Consider the following 19,340-nt stretch of genomic DNA (forward strand, 5'->3'; position numbering starts at 1 on the left):
ATGATCGACTTCCGCTCGACGCGCGAGACGCGCGCCTCGGCGTTCGACTACATCTCGGTCCGCATCGCCTCGCCGGAGGAGATCCGCGGCCCCAAGGACCCCAAGGAGCGCGAGCGGCTGGAGATGGCCGGCCTGCGCACCTGGTGGTCGTGGGGCGAGGTCCTCAAGCCGGAGACGATCAACTACCGGTCGTTCAAGCCGGAGAAGGATGGGCTCTTCTGCGAGCGCATCTTCGGCCCGGTGAAGGACTGGGAGTGCCACTGCGGCAAGTACAAGCGCATCCGCTACCGCGGGGTCATCTGCGACCGCTGCGGCGTGGAGGTCACGCTCTCGAAGGTCCGGCGCGAGCGCATGGGCCACATCGAGCTGGCCGTGCCGGTGGCGCACATCTGGTTCTTCAAGACCCTGCCCAGCCCCATGGGCAACCTCCTCGACCTCACGCTCCGTGATCTCGAGAAGGTCATCTACTACTCGAACTACGTCGTCGTCGACCCGGGCAACCAGGACGTCCGGGTCAACCAGCTGCTGGACGAGGACGAGTACCTCGCGCTGCGCCAGAAGTCGCGCGAGGAGGGCGACAGCGCCTTCCTCGCCGACATCGGCGCGCCCGCGGTGCGCGAGCTCCTCAAGCGCCTGGACGTCGACAAGCTGGCCGACGAGCTGCGCGCGGCGGTGGTGACGGAGAACAGCCAGCACCGCAAGAAGCAGCAGCTCAAGCGCCTCAAGATCGTCGACGCGTTCCGGAACTCGGGGCAGGGCGGGGAGATCCGCAACCGCCCGGAGTGGATGATCCTGGACGTCATCCCGGTCATCCCGCCCGACCTGCGGCCGCTCGTGCCGCTCGACGGCGGGCGCTTCGCGACGTCCGACCTCAACGACCTGTACCGCCGCGTCATCAACCGCAACAACCGGTTGATGAAGCTCATCATGCACCGTGCGCCGGAGGTCATCCTCCGCAACGAGAAGCGCATGCTGCAGGAGGCGGTCGACGCGCTGTTCGACAACGGCCGTCGCTCGAAGGCGATCCGCGGCCGCGGCAAGCGTCCGCTCAAGTCGCTGTCGGACATGCTGAAGGGCAAGCAGGGCCGGTTCCGTCAGAACCTGCTCGGCAAGCGCGTGGACTACTCGGGCCGTTCGGTCATCGTCGTCGGCCCGGAGCTCCGCCTGCACCAGTGCGGCCTGCCAAAGGCGATGGCGCTGGAGCTGTTCAAGCCCTTCATCATCCACAAGCTGGTCGACAAGGGCATCGCGGAGACCGTCAAGCGCGCGAAGAAGATCGTCGAGCGCGAGAGCCCCGAGGTCTACGAGATCCTCGAGGAGATCATCAAGGACCACCCGGTCCTCCTCAACCGCGCGCCGACGCTGCACCGCCTGGGCATCCAGGCGTTCGAGCCGGTGCTGGTCGAGGGCAAGGCCATCCGCATCCACCCGCTCGTCTGCGCGGCGTTCAACGCCGACTTCGACGGCGACCAGATGGCCGTGCACGTGCCGCTCTCGTTCGAGGCGCAGACCGAGGCGCGCGTCCTCATGCTGTCCAGCAACAACGTGCTCAAGCCGTCGGACGGGCGTCCGGTGGCCGAGCCGTCGCAGGACATCGTGCTGGGCTGCTACTTCGCGACCAAGGCCCCGGCCGACTTCGACACGTACCTCAAGGACCCGGTGAAGGCGCGCGCGCTCAAGGCGTTCGGCACCGTCGGCGAGGTCGAGATGGCGATGGCGCTCGGCCGCCTGAAGTACGCGTCGGTCATCCGCTTCATGATGGACGACGAGGGCGGGCGTCGCTGGGAGCCCACGACGGCGGGGCGCGTGCTGTTCAACGCGATCATCCCGTCGGCGCTGCCGTTCCAGAACCGCGACATGAAGAAGAAGGCCCTCGGGGAGCTCGTGTTCCAGAGCTACCGTCGGGCCGGGCTCGCGGAGACGGTCCAGTTCCTCGACCGCCTGAAGGCGTTCGGCTTCGCGAACTCCACGCGCGGCGGCGTCTCGATCGGCATCGAGGACCTGCACATCCCGGCCGAGAAGGAGGTCCTGCTGCGCGAGGCCGAGGAGCGCGTCGAGCGCTTCCAGCGCGCGTACTCGACCGGCAACATCACGAACGGTGAGCGCTACAACAAGGTGATCGACACCTGGACGCACGCGAACACGGACATCGCGGACGCCATGGTGAAGTCGCTCCGGCAGGACAAGGGCGGCTTCAACCCGGTGTTCATGATGTTCGACTCCGGCGCCCGTGGTAGCCGCGACCAGATCCGCCAGCTCGCCGGGATGCGCGGCCTCATGGCCAAGCCCCAGAAGAAGCTGACGGGTGGCATCGGCGAGATCATCGAGAACCCGATCAAGTCGAACTTCCGCGAGGGCCTCTCGGTCCTCGAGTACTTCTCGTCGACGCACGGCGCCCGGAAGGGGCTGGCCGATACGGCACTGAAGACGGCCGACGCCGGCTACCTGACGCGCCGCCTCGTGGACGTCGCGCAGGACGTGACGATCACCGAGGAGGACTGCGGCACGATCATGGGCCTCGAGGTCGCCGCCCTGAAGGAGGGCGAGGACATCATCGAGGCGCTGAGCGAGCGCATCGTCGGCAACGTCGCCGCCGAGGAGGTCTACGATCCGCAGATGACCGACGAGAGCGGCCGTCCGCGCCTGCTGGCCGAGGCGGGGCAGCTGCTCGACGAGGACACGGCGCACGAGATCGAGGAGGCGGGGATCGAGACGATCCGCATCCGCTCGGTGCTGACGTGCGAGGCGAAGCGCGGGCTGTGCCGGATGTGCTACGGCCGCAACCTGGCGACGATGGCGATGGTGGACCTCGGCGAGGCGGTGGGCATCATCGCCGCCCAGTCGATCGGCGAGCCGGGCACGCAGCTGACGCTGCGCACCTTCCACATCGGTGGTACGGCCTCCCGTATCGCCGAGCAGACGGCGCGCAAGTCGAAGGTCGCGGGCACCATCGAGTTCGGCGACCGCCTCGTGTTCGTGAAGAACCCGGAGGGGCAGCGCATCGTGACGTCGTACGAGGGCGAGATCATCATCCGCACCTCGAACGACCCGAACGCCGCGGTGGGCGCGCGCCTGCAGGTGCCGCTCGGCGCGATCCTGATGGTCGAGGACAAGCAGCCGGTCACGCGCGACGAGGTGATCTTCAGCTGGGATCCGTACTCGAACCCGATCATCGCCGACGTGTCCGGGACCATCCGGTTCGTCGACCTGGTCGAGGACGAGACGGTGTCCGAGGAGCTCGACGAGCTCACGGGCCTGCGCCAGCGCGCGGTCATCGAGGACCGCGAGAAAAAGCTCCACCCGCACATCGAGATCTGGCAGGACGTGGGCGGGAAGGAGAAGCGCGTGCGCGACTTCGTCATCCCGGTGGGCGCCGTGCTCACCGTCGACGACGGGGAGCAGATCTCGGCCGGCACCATCATGGCCAAGATCAGCCGCGAGGCCTACAAGACGCGCGACATCACGGGCGGTCTGCCGCGCGTGGCCGAGCTCTTCGAGGCGCGCAAGCCGAAGGATCCGGCGACCATCTCCGAGATCGACGGCGTGGTGCGGTTCGGCGACATCAAGCGCGGCAAGCGCGAGATCTACGTGCACCCGATCGAGGCCAACGGCGCCACGATCGAGGGCGCGGAGGCGCACCTGTACGAGGTGGCGTCGGGCAAGCACCTGCGCGTGCACGAGGGCGACCGCGTGCGCGCCGGCGACCGTCTGTCCGAGGGGCCGGTGAACCCGCACGACATCCTGCGGATCAAGGGCCCGCGCGCCGTGCAGGAGTACCTCCTGAACGAGGTGCAGGAGGTCTACCGCCTGCAGGGCGTGAAGATCAACGACAAGCACATCGGCGTGATCGTGCGCCAGATGCTCCAGAAGATCCGCATCGTCGAGAGCGGGCAGACGGAGTTCCTGGAGGCGGAGCACGTCGACAAGGGCACGTTCCGCGAGGTCAACGAGCAGTCGAAGACGGAGGGGCTGGAGCCCGCGACGTCGGAGCCGCTGCTCCTCGGGATCACGAAGGCGTCGCTCACGACGCAGTCGTTCGTCTCGGCGGCCTCGTTCCAGGAGACCACGCGCGTGCTGACCGACGCGGCCATCCGCGGCGCGAAGGACGACCTGCTGGGCCTCAAGGAGAACATCATCATCGGCCACCTCATCCCGGCGGGCACGGGGATGTACCGGTACAACGACATCGACGTGGAGAGCGGGTCGCTGCCCGAGCTCCCGGCCGAAGTCGGGGCGCCCGCCGATGGGGCGGGGATGCTCGACGCCCTCGGGCTCCCGAGCTTCGCGGCCGAGAAGGACTGAGCACCGCCTGCGGCTCTGATCGCGGGAGACACGAGGGGCCGGCGAGACGATGTCTCGCCGGCCCCTCGTGCGTCCGGTCGTGCGTCCGGTCGTGCGTCCGGTCGTGCGTTGCGCGCGTGTGACACATGTCTCACGACGGCCCGACGTTTGCTGCTGTGTCGGCCGACCCGCGGCACAGGGCGGATCGAGGATTGAGGCAGCAGGTGTTGCAGCAACGCCACGGAAGTTGGCGCGACGGCGCTGCACTCCGGCCTCGATCGAGGCGCGATCGCGTCACGCAGCGGGCGGCACGGGAACGGCGGTTTGGTCGCTAACTCGATGTCTGGTTGCGAGTTAGGACCTACCGATGACACGCGTCTCACGGCTGTGGTCGCGTGTCTTGCAATAGGAGTTTTGCACGGCGTAAGTTGGTCGCGCGTTGGGGGAAACCTGAAACCAAGGACGAGGGAGACATGAAGAACATGGTGCGAAAGATCGCTTCGGCGCTGGGCGTCGTTGCGATGAGCGCGTCGATGGCCGGCGCGCAGGTTGGTAGCATCGCGGCCACCTGCGGCGTCGCCACGATCGCCGACACGGACGTGTGCTACAGCACGCAGTTCAGCTTCGACGGCGTCACGTTCAGCAACGAGGTGTTCAAGGTCTTCTCGAACGCGACGGCGTCGTACGAGCTGCGCTTCGCGGGTCAGCCGACGACGACCGTCTCGGGCGTGCCGTTCTCGTTCATCGACTACGGCACCGTGACGGCGAGCGGCACGAGCAGCGCCAGCCTGAATCTGTCGGGCCAGCAGGTCTGGATGCGCATCATCCAGTCGTCGCCGACCACGGGCACGGGCGACGTCGGTGGTCTGTTCGGCGGCACGATCAGCGGCACGGCGTCGCAGGCGTTCATCAACTGGAACAACCCGGACCGCTTCGAGGTCATCGGCCCGGTGACGTACGAGGTCGAGCGCTTCGGCCAGGGCTTCACGTCGATCAACGCGCCGTCGACCGGCGCGCAGACGATCCGCGGCGCGGTCGTCAACAGCGTCGTCCCGGAGCCGTCGACCTACATGCTGCTCGCCACGGGCATGGGCGCGCTGGGCCTCGTCGCCCGTCGCCGCCGCACCAACGTCTGAGCGACCGGACGCTGATCGACGCCTGACGCGCGGCACGCCGCGCTGCAGGAGGCAGGAAAGGGCGGGGCGGCACCTCCGGGTGCCGCCCCCTCGTGCGTTCTGGTCCCCCCGACCGCTGCCCCCGCAGGCGGCCCCGCCGGGCAAGTCCTCACATCCATCGGCGGCACCGGCATTTACGGGACGGGGCCCGGTTGACCGGCCCTTCCGGATGGGCTACCTTCATCGGTCTGAGGCGCCCCAGCTCTGGGGGCGTCAGAATCCGTTGTCGATCCATCTCCATGCCGACAATCAACCAGCTGGTCCGGCGCGCCCGTCAGGGCGTCGTCGACAAGTCCAAGTCGCCCGCGCTCAAGAACAACCCGTTCAAGCGTGGCGTCTGCACGCGCGTCTACACCACGACGCCCAAGAAGCCGAACTCCGCGCTCCGCAAGGTCGCCAAGGTCCGCCTCACGAACGGGTTCGAGGTCATCGCCTACATCCCCGGCGAGGGCCACAACCTGCAGGAGCACTCGATCGTGCTCGTGCGCGGCGGCCGTGTGAAGGATCTGCCGGGCGTGCGCTACCACATCGTGCGCGGCACCCTCGACGCCTCGGGCGTCAACGGCCGCAACCGCAGCCGCTCCAAGTACGGCACCAAGAAGCCGAAGCCGGGCCAGGCCGCCGCGGCCGGCAAGGGAGGGAAGAAGAAGTGAGCCGCCGCAAGAGCGCCGTGAAGCGTCCCGTCCTGGCGGACGCCCGGTACGACAGCCAGACCGTCTCGAAGTTCATCAACTCCCTGATGTACCAGGGGAAGAAGTCCACCGCCGAGCGCATCTTCTACGGCGCGATGGACCTCGTCGAGGCGCGCACCAGCCAGCCCGGCGTGAACGTCTTCAAGCAGGCGCTCGCCAACCTCAAGCCGGTGGTCGAGGTCAAGAGCCGCCGCGTCGGCGGCGCGACCTACCAGGTCCCCGTCGAGGTGCGCCCGGAGCGCCGCAACGCGCTCGCGATGCGCTGGCTGATCTCCTACTCGCGCGACCGCAACGAGAAGTCGATGCCCGAGAAGCTGGCGGCCGAGGTGATCGCGGCCTCGCGCGGCGAGGGCAACGCGGTCAAGAAGAAGGAGGACACGCACCGCATGGCCGAGGCGAACAAGGCCTTCGCGCACTACCGCTGGTGAGCCGACGGCGCGTCGCGCCGTCTCGCACCACGCAGCAGACACGAACGGGCGCCCGCATCGCGGGCGCCCGTTCGGCGTTCCGGATCTGACGGCCCTCGAGAGGTCGTCTCAGGCCGCGGTCTGGCGCCGCGTCGCCGCACGCGTCCCGGGGGCCTCCACCGCGCCGTCCGCCGTGTTGATGGCGCCGTGCACGGTGACGCCCGGTGCGAGCCGCACGCGCGGCGCCGCGATGGTCGCCGGCCGGTCGGGGCAGCCCACCTGCACGCGTGCCGCCAGCTCCACCGCACCCTCCGCGATCACCACGCCCAGCAGCCGCGCGCCGGCGTCCACGTGCACCTCGCGCTGCGCGACCACCGCGCCGTCCACCACGACGTCGCGCCCGACCGTCACCGAGCCGTGCGCCTTCACCGCGCCCTGCACGCGGCTGCCCGCCTCCAGACGGAGGTCGCCGCGGACGATCAGGTTCGCGCGCACCAGGGAACAGGGCGGCACGACGAGCGAGCCATCCACGCGCAGGTAGCCGTCGCCCAGGCGCGTTGCACCCGTCGGCACGAAGGGCGTGAGCGCCGTGTGCTCCTCCGCCGGCAGCGGCGGCAACGGCTCCAGGCCCGAAGCACCCTCCGAGGCGATGCGCGGCGCACGTAGGCGCGCGAAGCGCACACCCGGGCGGAGCTCGATCGCCTCGTGCGACGTCGCCCGACCATGCAGCGTCGCGTCCACACCCGCACGCAACACTCCCTCGGCGTGCACCCACCGCAGCACGTCCGAGCCGTCTCCGAGCTCGCACGCACCGTCGGCGAGCAGCGCGCGCACGACCGTCCGCGCGCCGCAGGTCAGGTCGCCGCGCGCGAACAGCTCCATCGTGTACACGCCGTCGGACGGCAGCCACGTGTCCGGATCCGCCAGCACGACCGCGTCGACGCGCGCGGCCGCCGACCCGTGCTCGGCGAGCGGCATCCGCACCCACGACGTGCCGTCGGCGAAGCGCCCCGTGGCCGCGGTCGACGCGTCGGCGGAGCGCGCGAGCTGCTCCTGCAGGTAGCCGCGGAACCGGTCAGCGAAGTAGGTCAGCTCTCCCGCATCCTGGCCGACCATCGCCAGCGGCGTCGCGTCGGTGGGGCGCAGCAGCTCCAGCAGCGCCGGGATGAGCGGCAGCAGCATCCACGCGACGAATGCGAGCAGCAGCAGGGCGGCGGCCAGTCCCTCGCTCACGACGGCACCCCGCCGAGATCGGGCACGCCAGCCGGGATCTCGTCCACGCGCGGCCCGGCCGGCGATGCGTCCCGCGTGCTCGCGAGCAGCGTCGCGAGGTCGGCGGACGGATCGCGATAGCGCTCCGTCTTGTCCCACTGGATGGGCCCGTGCCGCCGACGCCACGAGCCGCGCGAGAACGTCGCACGCAGCGACGCCGCGAAGCTGACGAGGAAGCCCATGAACAGCAGTGGCAGCAGGCGCACGCGATGGCGCGAGCCGTCGAGTCGCACCGCGGCCGCCACCTCGAAGAAGGCGGCGAAGTTGCCGATGGTGTTGAACGACGAGACGACGAGGAACGCGAGCGGCAGGTAGCCCGGCGGATGGCCGGCGTAGAAGAGCAGCAGCGTGCACACCCAGCCGAGCAGCATCACGACGGGCACGAGGTACACGCCGAGCAGCAGCAGGCCATCGACGACCGTCCACCACGGCAGGCGGCTCGGATTGCGCAGCAGGCGACCCGCGTAGCGCGCGAAGGCCTGCGTGTGCCCACTCGCCCAGCGGCGGATCTGCCGCTCGCGCGCCGGCCACGACTCGGGCACCTCCTCGTAGCACTCCGAGCGGTTCTGGTAGACGACGCTCCACCCTTCGAGCACGAGGCGCAGCGTCATGTCCGTGTCCTCGGCCAGCGTGTCGGTGCGCCATCCGCCGACCTGTCGCAGGGCGGCCACGCGCACGCCGCCGACCGTACCGCCGTACTGCGGCACCAGGCCGAGGTTCATGCGTGCCTGCTGGTCCACCTGGTAGCCCGCGGAGCGCTCCAGGTCGAGAAGCCGTGGCAGCAGCGCGTCGCCGACGTTGAGCGGCACCACGCGCCCCATCACCGCGCCCACCTCGGGATCGAGGAAGGGCGCGGCGAGCTGCCGCAGCAGGCGCGGGCCGGGCACGTAGTCCGCGTCGAAGACGATGTGCACGTCGCCGCCGGCCTCGCGGCTGACCTCCTCCAGCCCGGCGGCCTTCCCGGGCATGCTGCCGGTCGTGCGCCGCCGCGGCAGCACGCGCCCCGGAAAGCGCGCGGCGTAGTCCTCGAGGATCGGCCACGTGCCGTCCGTCGACCGATCGTCGATCGGCACGACGACGAAGCGATCGGCCGGGTACTCCGAGGCGAGCAGCGCGTCGAGCGCGTGCCCGATGACGCGCTCCTCGTTGTGCGCCGGGACCAGCACCGTGAGCACGGGCCAGTCCGCGAACGCGATGTCGATGTACGGCTGCCGGTGGCGGCCGAAGAGACGATTGAGCGTGAAGAGGTAGTGCCGCACGGTGTAGACCGCGAGCACCATGAGGCAGACGAACAGCCCGAACGACGCCGCGCGGACGATCACGGCTGCACCTGCCGCCCGAGCAGGACCCGTCCGCCGCGCGGACCGCGGCGCCGCTCGGCGCTCGAGAGCCAGCTCATGCCCCACCCGTAGAGCGCGACGAACACCGTCACGTCGAGCAGCAGCCCGAACGCGATGAAGAGCAGCGGCAGCATCACCAGCGACGCACGCGCCGCGATGTAGACGTGCAGCATCAGCTGCAACGGGAGCAGCACCGCCAGATGCGCGAGCAGCAGCACCGAGAGCAGCAGCTTCTCCACCAGCGGCACGCCGAAGATGAAGAACGTCAGACCGAGGAGGAACGGCGCGACGGTCAGCACCACCAGGCCGCAGAGCAGGAAGTCGGTGGCGTACTGCGCGAGCGGATACGGGAACGGACGCGTGCCGAGCAGGAAGAACGTGACCGACGTGGCGTGGAGGATGGCGAGCGCGCGCAGCAGCAACGCGGCAGGATAGAGGCGGCGCGGCAGCGCGAACGACATCAGCGCGATGCCGACGACGAGCCCCGCGTGCCCCAGCAGCTGCATTCGCGTGGGCCACGCGGCCTCGATCGTGAACTGCGGCAGCGCGACGGTGAGCCCGCCGAACAGTGTGACGACGCTCGTCTCCACCTGGCCGGGCAGGCCCAGCGCGCGCGTGCCGAAGCGGAAGAAGTCCTGCCAGAGCGCGAGCAGCTCCGGGAAGAGGAGCAGCACCGCGCCCGCGACGAGGGCGGGCACCAGCAGCAGCTCGAACGCGATGGTGGGCGTGAGCCGCAGCCGGATCATCGCGCGGTGCTGCGGGATCAGCCCGCCGCGAACGCCCCGGCGGCGCAGATCGTCGACGAGCTGGGCACGGCGCGCGTCGCGCGGCGGCGCGAGCGCCGCCTCACCAGAAGCGGAGCGCGCCGACACGGACACCGGTCCTCGTGTAGTACGGATTGTGGTACGACTCGGCCTGCAGCGACGCGCCCCACGCCTCCGACGCGCGGTGGCGGAGGCCGGCGGCGACGAGCGTGCTCCCGAAGTCGCGCGCGACCGGCGACGCACCGGCCAGCAGCTGGTACGCCTCGGTGCCGACGTCGGCGCGCAGCGTCAGCGCCTGACGACCGCCGTTGAGCAGCCGCGTCAGCGACGGCGCGATGCGGAACGACCGCACGTCGCCCGGCGTGCTGGCATTCACGCGTCCAGCGAGCTCCGCGACCACGTTCGGCGATGCATACCACGCGACGGTGGCGACCGCGGCGCGGTCGGCGTACAGCGCCTGGGCGTCGACGTAGCTGGCGCCGACGCCCACTACCACCGCGCGCCGCGCGCCCAGCGCGCGGCCGACGAGGATGTCGGCGCGCGCCTGCGGCAGCGCGAAGCGGCCGGACCCGGCGCCACCCGACGCGACGACGAAGAGCGACGGCGTGAGCTCGTGGCGCAGGGAGAGCGCCGCGTACTGCCCCTCATCGCGGAACGCGCGCTGCGCGACGAGGTCGAACGCCAGCTGGTCGCGGCGGCCGGCGGGCGTCAGGGCACGCACGTAGCCGCCCTGCCAGCCGCCGAAGCCGCCAGTCACGGCATGCGCGAAGCCACCCACCTCCAGCGAGCGCTCGCGCGCCGGGAGCGCTCCCGGCGCGCGCACGTCGGACTGCGCGGCGAGGTGCGCGGGACGCGCGACCAGCGTCGTGGCGGCGAGGACGAAGGCCGCCGCTCGAGGGATGTGCGCGCTCACGGGTGCGTGATGCCGCGCAGCGAGCGCGGCGTGCGACGCGACAGCGTCGGCGGCATGACGCGCGTCGACAGCCGGCGGCCGAGCGCCGCGGCGATGCGCACGCTCGCGCGGCCGTCGCCGAACGGGTTGCGGCCGCCCAGCATCGCGGCGTACGCGTCGTCGGAGGTCAGGAGACGCGACGCGGCGTCGACGATGGTGCGCGTGTCGGTGCCGACCAGCACGCCGAAGCCCGACGTGAGCACCTCGGGGCGCTCGGTGCACTCCCGGAGGATCAGGATCGGCTTCGCGAAGCTCGGTGCCTCCTCCTGCAGGCCGCCCGAGTCGGAGAGCACCAGATGACACCGGCGCAGCACCTCCAGCAGGTCGCCGTACTCCAGCGGCTCCAGCAGGCGCACGCCGCGCACCCCGCCGAGGCGCGCGCGCACCACGCGGCCGACCATCGGATTGCGGTGCACCGGGACGAGCAGCTCGAGATCGGGGAAGCGCGCGGCCAGCTGCACCAGCGCGTCGCATACGTCGGGGAGGCGTCGCCAGTTCTCGCGGCGGTGGGCGGTCACGAGGACGATGCGGCGTGCGGCCCAGTCCACGTCGTGGAGCGACGGATCGGCGAAGCGCTCGCGGGCCGGCATCATGCGCAGCGCGTCGACCACGGTGTTGCCGGTCACGAGGACGTCCTCGGCGCCCACCCCTTCGCGCAGCAGGTTCTCAGCCGCGCGCTGGGTGGGCGCGAAGTGCAGGTCGGCGACGCAGCCGATCATGCGCCGGTTCAGCTCCTCGGGAAACGGCTCCTGCAGCGATCCCGAGCGGAGTCCGGCCTCGACGTGTCCGAGCAGGAGCGACGAGCCGTAGGCCGAGACGGCGGCGGCGGCGGCGGAGGTGGTGTCGCCCTGCACGAGCACGGCGGCGGGGCGCACCTCGTGGAAGCAGGAGCCGAGGGCCTCCGCGACGCGGTCGAACAGGGTGCCGATGCCGGCGGCGGTGTGCGCGACGCCGAGCTGCACGTCGGGACGGAGGCCAAAGCTGCGGAGCGCCTGGTCCACCATCTCCCCGTGCTGGCCCGTCGTGACGACGAACGGCGACAGCTCCCCGCCCGTCGCGCGGAGGGCGGCGGCGACGGGCGCGAGCTTGATCACCTCGGGGCGCGTGCCGAGGACCAGGCAGACGCGGCGCGGGGGCATACGGGGAGGGAGGCGGAGCGGGGACGGCGGGCGGCCGCGTGGCGCGGGCCCGATACCGGTCACAGCCGACGACCATGCACCGCGCGCCGTCACCGAGAAACGGTGACGGCGCGCGGTGAAACGGCGACCGGGTCGAGCAGCCGCTGCCGGCCGCGGTGCTCAGTCGGCCTTGACGGCGCGACGTCGACGACGGGCGATGCCGGACAGACCGGCCAGGCCGCCGAGCATCAGCGTGACAGTGGTCGGCTCGGGCACGACGTTCTGGGCGGGCAGCTCGAAGTTCGCGCTCACGGCGGGCCGTCCGTCCTCGCCAGCGAAGGCGAGGTTCACGTTGTCGACGAAGCCCGTGTACTCGAGGGGCCAGTTGCTGCCGACGCCGATGCTGAGCCCCCACACCTGTGCGTTGGGGGAGCCCATGCAGAGCGCGTTGCTGGCCCAGTCCGCCGTCGAGCCGACGAGCAGCGGCTTGGCGGGGTCGATGACACCGGCGGTGCAGTCGGTCGCGGCGTACGTGCGGCCGTCCGCGTTGGCGCCGACGCCCGTCCCCGGCACCGCGGCGCCGTAGACGCGCCAGAGCTGGGTGTAGTCGCCGTTCACCAGATCTTCATGGACCCAGGTGTCGGTCTGGACAGGGAGGTTGGAGCTGTACCAGCGCTCCCAGATCAGCTCGCTGTAGATCGGGGCGCCGTCGCCCGTGTCCTCGCGCAGGTGAAGCCGGAGCACCGGCGTCTGAGCGAGCCAGGGGGCGTCCGCGCCGTCCATCGACGGCTCGCCGCTGCGGCGCCAGTCGAAGCCGAGGGAGGCGACGTCGATCAGGCGTCCCCAGCTCTGCGTGGCCGGGTCGGCGACGGCCGTCAGCCAGAACGCCCAGTCCGTCATCCCGCCCGACGTCGAGAGCTCCAGGGAGCCGTTGCCGAGGCGGGGCGCGGTGGCCGTGATCGCGCCCGTGCCGCCGGCGCGGCTGTCGTTGTACCAGGCGGGGTCGCCAGGGTAGACCGTCGTCTGGGCACCAGCGGGGGCGGCCACCGCCAGGGCGAGCGCTGCCGCGGTGGCGACCCGGAAGAGGGTCATCCGGGCCGGAGTCGATCGGGGGAGGCGCATGAGGGCTCTCGAGCGTCGGGGACGACGCGAAGCTGGCAGGTGGGTCGGCCGCCCGAACGAGCGGCCGCAGGCAGGAGCAGGGCACCGCGCATGCCATGCGGCCGAGCCCGGTGTCGCGACGGCTGCGTGGGGGAGCAGCGGCCAGGGCGCCGGCACCTGTGGCGCGCCCGCCACCCTCGGGTGTGGGGCCGGTGCGACAGCCACAGTAGGGGTCGCCGACGCTCCAGTCCAGACCGGCAGGCCGAAAAGTTACGCCTCTGACAGCTTCGTCACGGCATCCGGGACCCTGCAGCGACCGATCGGCGCCAGCCTCAGCCCCTGCCCGGCGGCGATTTGCGCCCAGCTGGTGCCGGCGGCCCGGCGCCTGCTGCACCCCGCGCGGCCGCGACACCTCGGGTGTTCCGCGGTGCCGCTCCACGCAGCGCTCCCGTCGTCGACACGCCGCGTCGCGGGCGCCGGCGGAGGGCTAAGTCCGCGCCGCGCGACCACTTCCCGTTGACATCAGGGCACGGCGGGTTAGCTTTGACAGGCTACAGGCGACCCAGCGCATCCGATCTCCGGACGGGGCGGGCCGGTCGCGGACAACTCGACGTCGAGGCACCGGGCGTTCGCGCCCCCGCTTTCCCGAGCGGCCCCGACGCGCCATGGGTCCCCGTTCGCGCAGCAGTGGCGAGCGTACCCGGCGAGGGCGGATGGATACCAGTCCCGTTTGGGGCGTCGGTCCACCCGCATTTTTGCTGTCTGGCCGGTCGCGTGCCGTTGCGCGACGGGCCCTCCAAGAAACCGGATTACGCGACGACGCGGCGCGAGGCCTCACGGCCACCGCGCGCGACCAGAGCAGACGAGCCCCGATCATGCCACGGACGACCCCGCTCGAGCACTATCGCAACATCGGCATCATGGCGCACATCGATGCCGGGAAGACGACGACGACCGAGCGCATCCTCTACTATACCGGCAAGTCGCACAAGATCGGCGAGGTGCACGACGGCGCCGCGACGATGGACTGGATGGAGCAGGAGCAGGAGCGCGGCATCACGATCACGTCGGCCGCGACGACCTGCTTCTGGCAGCGCCACGGCCAGAGCGACAAGCAGGGCGAGGGGCCGGAGTACCGGATCAACATCATCGACACGCCGGGCCACGTCGACTTCACCGTCGAGGTGGAGCGCTCGCTGCGCGTGCTCGACGGCGCGGTGACGCTGCTGGACTCCGTCGCCGGCGTCGAGCCGCAGACGGAGACCGTGTGGCGCCAGGCCGACCGGTACCGCGTGCCGCGCATGATCTTCTCGAACAAGATGGACCGCACCGGCGCGAACTTCGAGCGCTGCATGCAGATGATCAAGGATCGGCTGAGCCGGAAGGCGTTCGCGCTCCAGCTGCCGGTCGGCTCGGGTGAGCTCTTCACGGGCCACATCGACGTCATCGAGCGGAAGCAGTACATCTTCGACGAGGCCACCCTCGGCAAGACGTTCACCGTGGTGGACGTGCCCGAGGAGTTCCGCGACGCCATGGAGCAGGCGCGCCACGACGCCATCGACGCGGCCGTGGAGCACGACGAGGCGCTGCTCGAGAAGTACCTCGCCGGCGAGGAGCTGACGATCCCCGAGATCCGCCAGGCGATCCGCAAGGCGACGATCGCGATGGAGTTCGTCCCCGTCTTCTGCGGCGCCTCGTTCAAGAACAAGGGCGTGCAGGCGCTGCTCGACGCGGTGATCGACTACCTGCCGGCGCCGATCGACGTGCCCGCGATCCAGGGTCACCTGCCGCACCACGACGAGACGTTCGTCGAGTGCCCGGTGACCGACGACGCGGCGTTCGCCGGCCTGGCGTTCAAGATCGCGACCGACCCGTTCGTCGGTAAGCTGACGTTCTTCCGCGTCTACTCGGGCGTGCTGAACTCGGGTTCCTACGTCTACAACTCGACGAAGGACAAGCGCGAGCGCGTCGGCCGCCTGCTGCAGATGCACGCGAACAAGCGCGAGGAGATCACCGAGGTGCGCGCCGGCGACATCGCCGCCGCCATCGGCCTCAAGGACACGCGCACCGGCGACACGCTCTGCTCCGAGGACAACCCGCTGATCCTCGAGGCGATGAAGTTCCCGGCGCCCGTGATCGACGTCGCCATCGAGCCGAAGACGAAGGCCGACCAGGACAAGCTGGCGATCGCGCTGCAGAAGCTGGCCGAGGAGGATCCGACCTTCCGCGTGCACACGGACGCGGAGACGGGCCAGACGATCATCTCGGGCATGGGCGAGCTGCACCTCGAGATCATCGTCGACCGCATGATGCGCGAGTTCAAGGTGGACGCGAACGTCGGCCGCCCGCAGGTGGCCTACCGCGAGACCATCAAGCGCCGCGTGGAGAAGGTCGAGGGCAAGTTCATCCGCCAGTCGGGCGGCAAGGGCCAGTACGGGCACTGCGTGATCAACATGCAGCCGTCCGACGCGGGCCAGGGCTTTGTCTTCGAGGACAAGATCGTCGGCGGCGTGATCCCGCGTGAGTACATCGGGCCGATCGAGCAGGGCATCAAGGAGGCCCTCGAGAACGGCGTGCTGGCGGGCTACCCGATGGTCGATGTGAAGGTCGAGCTGGTGTTCGGCTCGTACCACGACGTCGACTCGAGCGAGATGGCGTTCAAGATCGCCGGCTCGATGGCCTTCAAGGAGGCCGCGGCCAAGGCGTCGCCCGTCCTGCTCGAGCCGGTGATGAAGGTCGAGGTGGTCTGCCCCGAGGCCTACATGGGCGACGTGCTCGGCGACATCTCGAGCCGCCGCGGCAAGATCGGCGGCATGATGCAGCGTGGCGAGGCGCAGGTGATCGCCGCCAACGTCCCGCTCTCCGAGATGTTCGGCTACTCGACCAAGCTGCGCTCGATGTCGCAGGGCCGTGCGGTGTACTCGATGGAGTTCTCGCACTACGAGGAAGTGCCGAAGTCGAAGGCGGACGAGATCATCAACAAGGTCAAGGCGTGAGTTCGCGCCCGGACTGCCCGCCACCCGGCGGGCGGCCCGGGCTCACCACGACGTTCATTACAGCACGAGAGACGCGACCATGGGCAAGGCGAAATTCGAGCGGACGAAGCCGCACGTGAACGTGGGCACGATCGGCCACGTCGACCACGGCAAGACGACGCTGACGGCGGCGATCACGACCATCCAGGCCAACAAGGGCCTGGCGCAGAAGATCGCGTTCGACCAGATCGACAAGGCGCCCGAGGAGCGCGAGCGCGGCATCACGATCTCGACGGCCCACGTCGAGTACGAGAGCCCCAAGCGCCACTACGCGCACGTCGACTGCCCCGGCCACGCCGACTACGTGAAGAACATGATCACGGGTGCGGCGCAGATGGACGGCGCCATCCTCGTGGTCTCGGCCGCGGACGGCCCGATGCCGCAGACGCGTGAGCACATCCTGCTCGCCCGCCAGGTGAACGTGCCGTACGTGCTGGTCTTCATGAACAAGGTCGACATGGTCGACGACCCCGAGCTCCTCGACCTCGTCGAGCTCGAGGTGCGTGAGCTGCTCTCGCAGTACAACTACCCGGGCGACGACACGCCGATCATCCGCGGCTCGGCCCTCAAGGCGCTCGAGAGCGGCGATCCGAACTCGGAGTGGGGCCAGAAGATCGGTGAGCTGATGGACGCTCTCGACTCGTACATCCCGCAGCCCGAGCGCGACATCGACAAGCCGTTCCTGATGCCGGTCGAGGACGTGTTCTCGATCACCGGGCGCGGCACGGTGGCGACGGGCCGCATCGAGCGCGGCGTCGTGAAGGTGCAGGAGGAGGTCCAGCTGGTCGGCTTCGGCGCCGAGAAGAAGACGGTCGTCACGGGCGTCGAGATGTTCCGCAAGCTGCTCGACCAGGGCGAGGCCGGTGACAACGTCGGCCTGCTGCTCCGCGGCGTCGCCAAGGAGGAGATCGAGCGCGGGATGGTCCTCGCGAAGCCGAACTCGATCAAGCCGCACACGAAGTTCACCGCCGAGGTGTACGTCCTCACGAAGGAGGAGGGCGGCCGTCATACGCCGTTCTTCAAGGGCTACCGCCCGCAGTTCTACTTCCGCACGACCGACGTGACGGGCACGATCGAGCTGCCCGAGGGGATGGAGATGGTGATGCCGGGCGACAACGTCCAGATGACCATCGAGCTGATCATCCCGGTCGCCATGGACGAGGGCCTGCGCTTCGCGATCCGCGAGGGCGGCCGCACGGTCGGCGCCGGCGTCGTCGCCAAGATCATCCAGTAAGCGTCGAGTGCCGAGCGACGGGCGACGAGGGCGTTCCTCGGGATGCTCTCGTCGCTCGCCCCTCGCTGCTCCACTCTCCTCTCAGAAACTGACATGGCTGGCCGCATTCGCATCCGCCTAAAGGCGTTCGACCACGCGGTGATCGACCAGGCGTCGGCGGACATCGTCCGCACCGCCGAGAAGACCGGCGCCCAGGTGTCGGGCCCGATCCCGCTCCCGACGAAGACCCAGCGCTGGACCGTCCTCCGCTCGCCGCACGTCGACAAGAAGTCGCGCGAGCAGTTCGAGCTGAAGACGCACAAGCGCGTGATCGACATCCTCGACAGCCGCGCGCAGACGGTGGACGCGCTGACGAAGCTCGATCTGCCCGCTGGCGTGGACGTCGAGATCAAGGTCGAGTAGTCCGCACGGCAGGATGCGCCCCTTCGGGGGCCCTCCCGGGCGCGAGGGCCGCGGCGACGCGGCGAGCGCCCAGCGGGTGCGGGACATCGGGGCCGCTGACAGCCGCTGACAGAGCGGGATGGGTCAAGCCCCGGCGTACGCGCCCACAGTCCAACGGCCAGGAACGCACGGTGCGCACAGGGGCCACCGGCGGGCCGCGACTACACTGAGGTTCGCTTCATGATCGGCATCATCGGGAAGAAGCTGGGCATGACCCAGATCTTCAACGAGCAGGGGCAGCAGATCCCCGTGACGGTGATCGAGGCCGAGCCGAATCCCGTCACGAAGGTGGTCGACAAGGCCGCCGCGGGGTTCGCCGCCATCGAGCTGGGCTACGGGAAGCAGCGCACCGCGCGCGAGAACGCGAAGGGTGAGCGCACGCCGAAGGGCGCGCGCGCCACGAAGGCCGCGCTGGGCCACGCCGCGAAGGCGGGGCTGGACGCCGCGCCGCGCGTGCTCCGCAGCTTCCGCCTGGACGACGCGCCCGGCAAGGGCGCCGAGATCCCGTCGTACGCGGTCGGCCAGACGATCGGCGTCGACATCTTCGCCGCCGGCGAGCGCGTGAAGGTGACGGGCACGACGAAGGGCCGCGGGTTCCAGGGCGTGGTGAAGCGCTGGGGCTTCGGCGGCGGCGCGAACACGCACGGCAACACGAAGCACCGCAAGCCGGGCTCCATCGGCCCCGGCACGGATCCGTCGCGCGTGATCAAGGGCAAGAAGATGCCCGGTCACTACGGCGCCGAGCGGCACACGCAGGCCGGTCTCCGCGTCGAGAAGATCGACACGGAGCGCAACCTGATCTACATCCGCGGCAGCGTGGCCGGCCCGACCAACGGGATCGTCCTCGTCCGCAAGCAGGGCTGATCCCATGGCCGAGACGACGAATTCGATGCAGGCGGCGGCGTTCGGACCCGATGGGTCGGCCCGTGCGCGCGTGACGCTGCCGGGCGGGGTGTTCGACGGCACGGTGAACGTGCCGGTGATGCACCAGGCCGTGAAGGCGTTCCTGGCCAATCAGCGCCAGGGCACGCACGCGACCAAGGGCCGCTCGATGGTGACCGGCGGCAACCAGAAGCCGTGGCGCCAGAAGGGCACGGGCCGCGCCCGCCAGGGCTCGACCCGCGCGCCGCACTGGCCGGGCGGTGGCACCTACGGCGGTCCGCAGCCGAACCGCGACTACAGTGAGAAGCTCCCGCGCAAGGTGAAGGCGCTGGCGCGCAAGAGCGCGCTGAACGCCCGCGCGCGCGAGGATGCGCTCCTGGTCGTGGACGCGATCACCATGGACGCGCCGAAGACGGCCACGCTGCTCGCGCTGCTGGGCAAGCTGGGCGTCGCCGAGCGCAAGGTGCTCATTCTGACGGACGGGACGAAGGAGGCGGTCTTCATGAGCGCCCGCAACCTGCCGGCCGTCCACGTGATGCCGTACACGGACGCGTCGACGTACCACATCCTGTGGTCGGACGTGGTCCTCGTCGAGTCGGGCGCGCTCAACAGCGCGACGGCCGACGCCAGCGAGGGGGACGCCTAA

Annotated in this window: 15 protein-coding genes; 9 read left to right on the plus strand and 6 right to left on the minus strand. The window is 70.4% G+C overall.

Going from position 1 to position 19,340, the window contains the following annotated elements:
- The 4 genes from rpoC (at position 1) to rpsG (ending at position 6,576) form a co-directional block, all read left to right on the plus strand.
- On the plus strand, positions 1–4,302 hold the full coding sequence (gene rpoC, locus rosag_RS13170) for a DNA-directed RNA polymerase subunit beta' (protein WP_284350609.1): 4,302 nt from the start codon (positions 1–3) through the stop codon (positions 4,300–4,302).
- A 452-nt stretch (positions 4,303–4,754) separates the two neighbouring features.
- Positions 4,755–5,417 carry a PEP-CTERM sorting domain-containing protein gene (locus rosag_RS13175; RefSeq protein WP_284350610.1) on the plus strand — a complete coding sequence of 221 codons (663 nt, stop codon included), beginning with the start codon at positions 4,755–4,757 and terminating at the stop codon, positions 5,415–5,417.
- A gap of 278 nt (positions 5,418–5,695) precedes the next feature.
- Positions 5,696–6,109, plus strand: coding sequence for a 30S ribosomal protein S12 (rpsL, locus tag rosag_RS13180; protein WP_284350611.1), 414 nt, complete (start codon positions 5,696–5,698; stop codon positions 6,107–6,109).
- On the plus strand, positions 6,106–6,576 hold the full coding sequence (gene rpsG / locus rosag_RS13185) for a 30S ribosomal protein S7 (RefSeq protein WP_284350612.1): 471 nt from the start codon (positions 6,106–6,108) through the stop codon (positions 6,574–6,576). The genes rpsL and rpsG overlap by 4 nt, the downstream gene beginning before the upstream one ends.
- Before the next feature lie 108 nt (positions 6,577–6,684).
- On the opposite strand, the gene rosag_RS13190 is transcribed toward rpsG, so the two are convergent.
- The 6 genes from rosag_RS13190 to rosag_RS13215 all read right to left on the minus strand — a co-directional run bounded on the left by rosag_RS13190 (position 6,685) and on the right by rosag_RS13215 (position 13,093).
- Complete coding sequence (locus rosag_RS13190; protein ID WP_284350613.1) at positions 6,685–7,788, minus strand: polymer-forming cytoskeletal protein; 1,104 nt, start codon at positions 7,786–7,788, stop codon at positions 6,685–6,687.
- Complete coding sequence (locus rosag_RS13195) at positions 7,785–9,149, minus strand: glycosyltransferase family 2 protein (RefSeq protein ID WP_284350614.1); 1,365 nt, start codon at positions 9,147–9,149, stop codon at positions 7,785–7,787. The genes rosag_RS13190 and rosag_RS13195 overlap by 4 nt, the downstream gene beginning before the upstream one ends.
- Positions 9,146–10,039, minus strand: a complete 894-nt coding sequence (locus tag rosag_RS13200; RefSeq protein WP_284350615.1) for a hypothetical protein — start codon at positions 10,037–10,039, stop codon at positions 9,146–9,148. Before rosag_RS13200 ends, rosag_RS13195 begins: the two co-directional genes overlap by 4 nt.
- Positions 10,014–10,844: a YaiO family outer membrane beta-barrel protein gene (locus tag rosag_RS13205; RefSeq protein ID WP_284350616.1), complete on the minus strand. Its 831-nt coding sequence runs from the start codon at positions 10,842–10,844 to the stop codon at positions 10,014–10,016. The genes rosag_RS13200 and rosag_RS13205 overlap by 26 nt, the downstream gene beginning before the upstream one ends.
- A complete protein-coding gene (gene wecB / locus rosag_RS13210) occupies positions 10,841–12,022 on the minus strand; it encodes a non-hydrolyzing UDP-N-acetylglucosamine 2-epimerase (RefSeq protein WP_284350617.1) in 1,182 nt (393 codons plus the stop codon). The genes rosag_RS13205 and wecB overlap by 4 nt, the downstream gene beginning before the upstream one ends.
- A gap of 159 nt (positions 12,023–12,181) precedes the next feature.
- Positions 12,182–13,093, minus strand: coding sequence for a PEP-CTERM sorting domain-containing protein (locus rosag_RS13215; RefSeq protein WP_284350618.1), 912 nt, complete (start codon positions 13,091–13,093; stop codon positions 12,182–12,184).
- A gap of 884 nt (positions 13,094–13,977) precedes the next feature.
- On the opposite strand from rosag_RS13215, the gene fusA reads away from it, so the two are divergent.
- The 5 genes from fusA (at position 13,978) to rplD (ending at position 19,340) form a co-directional block, all read left to right on the plus strand.
- Positions 13,978–16,098, plus strand: a complete 2,121-nt coding sequence (gene fusA / locus rosag_RS13220) for an elongation factor G (RefSeq protein ID WP_284350619.1) — start codon at positions 13,978–13,980, stop codon at positions 16,096–16,098.
- A 79-nt stretch (positions 16,099–16,177) separates the two neighbouring features.
- A complete protein-coding gene (gene tuf / locus rosag_RS13225; RefSeq protein ID WP_284350620.1) occupies positions 16,178–17,371 on the plus strand; it encodes an elongation factor Tu in 1,194 nt (397 codons plus the stop codon).
- Between the two features lie 93 nt (positions 17,372–17,464).
- A complete protein-coding gene (gene rpsJ / locus rosag_RS13230) occupies positions 17,465–17,773 on the plus strand; it encodes a 30S ribosomal protein S10 (protein ID WP_025411782.1) in 309 nt (102 codons plus the stop codon).
- A gap of 219 nt (positions 17,774–17,992) precedes the next feature.
- The gene (gene rplC / locus rosag_RS13235; protein WP_284350621.1) at positions 17,993–18,676 is read left to right on the plus strand and encodes a 50S ribosomal protein L3; all 684 of its coding nucleotides are present in this window, start codon (positions 17,993–17,995) and stop codon (positions 18,674–18,676) included.
- Positions 18,677–18,680: 4 nt separating this feature from the next.
- Positions 18,681–19,340, plus strand: coding sequence for a 50S ribosomal protein L4 (rplD, locus tag rosag_RS13240; RefSeq protein ID WP_284350622.1), 660 nt, complete (start codon positions 18,681–18,683; stop codon positions 19,338–19,340).

It is taken from the genome of Roseisolibacter agri (assembly GCF_030159095.1).
GTDB lineage: Bacteria > Gemmatimonadota > Gemmatimonadetes > Gemmatimonadales > Gemmatimonadaceae > Roseisolibacter > Roseisolibacter agri.

Coding starts and splice junctions, on each gene's coding strand:
- tuf (WP_284350620.1), top strand. CDS start 16,178: ATGGGCAAGGCGAAATTCGAGCGGACGAAGCCGCACGTGAACGTGGGC.
- rplD (WP_284350622.1), top strand. CDS start 18,681: ATGGCCGAGACGACGAATTCGATGCAGGCGGCGGCGTTCGGACCCGAT.
- rosag_RS13175 (WP_284350610.1), top strand. CDS start 4,755: ATGAAGAACATGGTGCGAAAGATCGCTTCGGCGCTGGGCGTCGTTGCG.
- wecB (WP_284350617.1), bottom strand. CDS start 12,022: ATGCCCCCGCGCCGCGTCTGCCTGGTCCTCGGCACGCGCCCCGAGGTG.
- rosag_RS13215 (WP_284350618.1), bottom strand. CDS start 13,093: ATGACCCTCTTCCGGGTCGCCACCGCGGCAGCGCTCGCCCTGGCGGTG.
- rplC (WP_284350621.1), top strand. CDS start 17,993: ATGATCGGCATCATCGGGAAGAAGCTGGGCATGACCCAGATCTTCAAC.
- rpsL (WP_284350611.1), top strand. CDS start 5,696: ATGCCGACAATCAACCAGCTGGTCCGGCGCGCCCGTCAGGGCGTCGTC.
- fusA (WP_284350619.1), top strand. CDS start 13,978: ATGCCACGGACGACCCCGCTCGAGCACTATCGCAACATCGGCATCATG.
- rpsJ (WP_025411782.1), top strand. CDS start 17,465: ATGGCTGGCCGCATTCGCATCCGCCTAAAGGCGTTCGACCACGCGGTG.
- rpoC (WP_284350609.1), top strand. CDS start 1: ATGATCGACTTCCGCTCGACGCGCGAGACGCGCGCCTCGGCGTTCGAC.